Raw genomic sequence first — 2,660 nt, 5'->3', positions numbered from 1 at the left:
AAGACCTCCAATTGAGTGTGATAATTCCTGTTAGAAGTTGATTGTTTTTTTATTCTAGTGTACAGGTAAATCCACGAATTCTCAACTGGGGGTCTTTACATATTGTCTAAATGCCAAATATAGCTCGATCTAGCAGTAAGTTTTTAAATTGGTGCAAATTGCTCATCAGATATAATATTTTATAATGATAAGGTATTGCACCCCAAGTATGGGGACAGAAGCCCTTACATTTTTATGCGACCAGCATTCTGAAATCTACATGAAACTGGTTGTTTAATTTCTGTTGAACTCTATCTACTTTATAAAATGCAATGTAAGATTGACAATAGTTGTTATACTATCAATAGTTATGTTATTCTATATGGAGAGAGAAGGTACCGCACTTTTGGAGTTAATGGTATCATTCGATAAAGGTGGTATCTGCGAGCATGCCATTATGAGAAAAGGTGTAGATGGTGTCTTTTTCAATGCAAAACTGATTATATGTATTTGTGATATAAACTTGACTTAATCGCTGTGTAAGATTGCCACATTAGGTAATTCCGGTTGATTGAATATGCTCTGCGCAATGTTTGAATCCTAGAAACTTGAAATAGAATCGGCTACAATTTTAAGATTTTAGAGGTCTGATGGAATAAAGGTAAAGTTTACAGTTCCCAAAGTATGAGTAAGTAAAGTCTGTGATAAGTCTTTCAAGAGCCTTTTCAGATTGAAAATTGCGTTCTAACTAATTATTGTCACGTAAATAGCTTGCCTAGATTCGGTATCTTTTTAGAAAGTGGACGACTAGTCATCCCACTATATCTTTAAAATATGCAAGATATGAATCAAATTTGATAACAATGGTAAATGAGAAAAGTAATATTCTTACAGTGAATGTGTTGGAGATAATTTACAAGCAATACAAAAAAGAAAAAATACAGTGACTCAGTATGGCCATTCGCATATCAATTATTTTCAATGACCCCAAATCAACTTGAGTAACCTGTATAATTTGGTGCCAACTCCGTAGGTCAGTTAAGACTAAAACGTAACGCTTTTTCAACTTGGTTAGTAGAATCGTATCAATTTCATAATGACCGTTTTGCAATCGAAGATTGAAAATGTTAGGCCGTTCTTCAATAGATTTACAAGCTGACTCACAGTTAGGATTTGATTGCTTCGTTACGCCGTACATTTTTCTAGCATACAACATGTCTAATTTCTTCAATCCTAAGTGCCTACTTTCACTTTCTTCGTAACCATCATTTCAGACAAAAACTTTTTCTTATAGTAGTGTAGAATCGTTTCTCTAATTTCCTTTGTTAGCATCAACCTTTTCACTGACCAATTTCGAATGATTTGGTAAACAGTTTGTCCATAAACAATAGAGTCAATATTCTTATCCCCCCTTTTCGCGCTTGCTGTAAGGTTGTACCAGGATTGGATTCATTATGAATTGTTTTAGGATCATTTCTTAGCAAGCGTGCAATTTCACAATTGGACATATTTTCATACTTTCAGCGCACAATCAGGTGCTGATTATCTATTTTCAAATTTTCCCTCTAGGGTTATAATGTTCTAACATCTCTGTGTCTTTCCATTTGTTTGTGGTGAACAACAAGTATTGCATAGAGGTGTTTTCATTCGTTCTCTTCAAGAAGCTGATAATCCTCAAAGAGGATTTATAAACTACAGCCTTAGAGAACCAGCTTTTTTTGAGTAAAATTTTATTGTGTATGCAATCTATAAATAGTAGTACTGTTTAAACTATGAAAAAAGCTTAATCTCGCTTAAATAAACAGATAGCTTAGTTTAAAGTCAGGAAATTTAAAGATAGGTAAAATGAAATAGAAGCACACACGACAAAAATGTCCTGTAGAAAGCCAGAACTTTTCGATACACTAAACCCATTAACAAAAGGAGATGTGTTTATGAAATTCGAACAAGTGTATGCTAGCGTTAAAGGCATAGTAAATAAAGCTCGAAAAGAATATTATATAAAGCTATGGGATCGAGATGATTGGGATCAAGAAGGCATGCTGACACTATTTGAACTATTGGAGGAACAACCATGGTTAGTTGATGAACAAGACCAATTGTATTGTTATTTCAAAGTCAAGTTCAGAAATCGGATCAAAGATCGGGTACGTAGACAAGAAAGTCAGAAGCGCAAGTTTGATCGTATGCCCCATGAGGATATACACGAATTATCACACGTCATACAATCGCCAGGTCTGGTGAACGATGAATTATTAATGCTACGAGGAGCCTTAAGAGATTATCGTAAGAAACTAAGCAATACCCAACTTTCTAATTACGAAAAATTAATCAGCGGACAATGCTTCAATGGCCGTCGAAAAATGATACGAGATTTACAAATGCATTTGAAGGATTTCCGATAAATCAGATATTATAAAATATAAATGATTATCAAGAAGCAATGTAGAGCTGGAATGAAAGTTTTACGCTGCTTCTTTTTTAAAAAAAGTTTCAAAAAAGTGTTGACAATCCCTAGCGGTGATGATAGAATAAATGAGTTGTCAAAACAAGCCGAGAAAACACAAAAAAGAAAATAAAAAAGTTTCAAAAAAGTGTTGACAAAGCAAGTTGAAGATGATAGAATAAATGAGTTGTCAAATCCGAGACACAACACTAAAAAAGAAAATAAAAAAAGTTTC

The 2,660-nt window shown here is 33.7% G+C and carries 1 protein-coding gene and 1 pseudogene; one reads left to right on the top strand and one right to left on the bottom strand.

The features are described from left to right. Positions 1-982 precede the first annotated feature (982 nt). Positions 983-1,567, bottom strand: a pseudogene (locus tag C1E99_RS15185) (IS30 family transposase); the annotation flags it as partial. Positions 1,568-1,913: 346 nt separating this feature from the next. Between C1E99_RS15185 and C1E99_RS02410 the strand changes: the two are divergent. Next, positions 1,914-2,384 (top strand): sigma-70 family RNA polymerase sigma factor, encoded by a 471-nt coding sequence (locus C1E99_RS02410; RefSeq protein ID WP_105206470.1) that lies wholly within the window; start codon positions 1,914-1,916, stop codon positions 2,382-2,384. Positions 2,385-2,660 lie beyond the last annotated feature (276 nt).

Source organism: Streptococcus suis (assembly GCF_002964045.1).
GTDB classification, from domain to species: domain Bacteria; phylum Bacillota; class Bacilli; order Lactobacillales; family Streptococcaceae; genus Streptococcus; species Streptococcus suis_U.
Note: the sequence above shows the minus strand (reverse complement) of the source record. Positions and strands in the feature narration are given on the sequence as shown.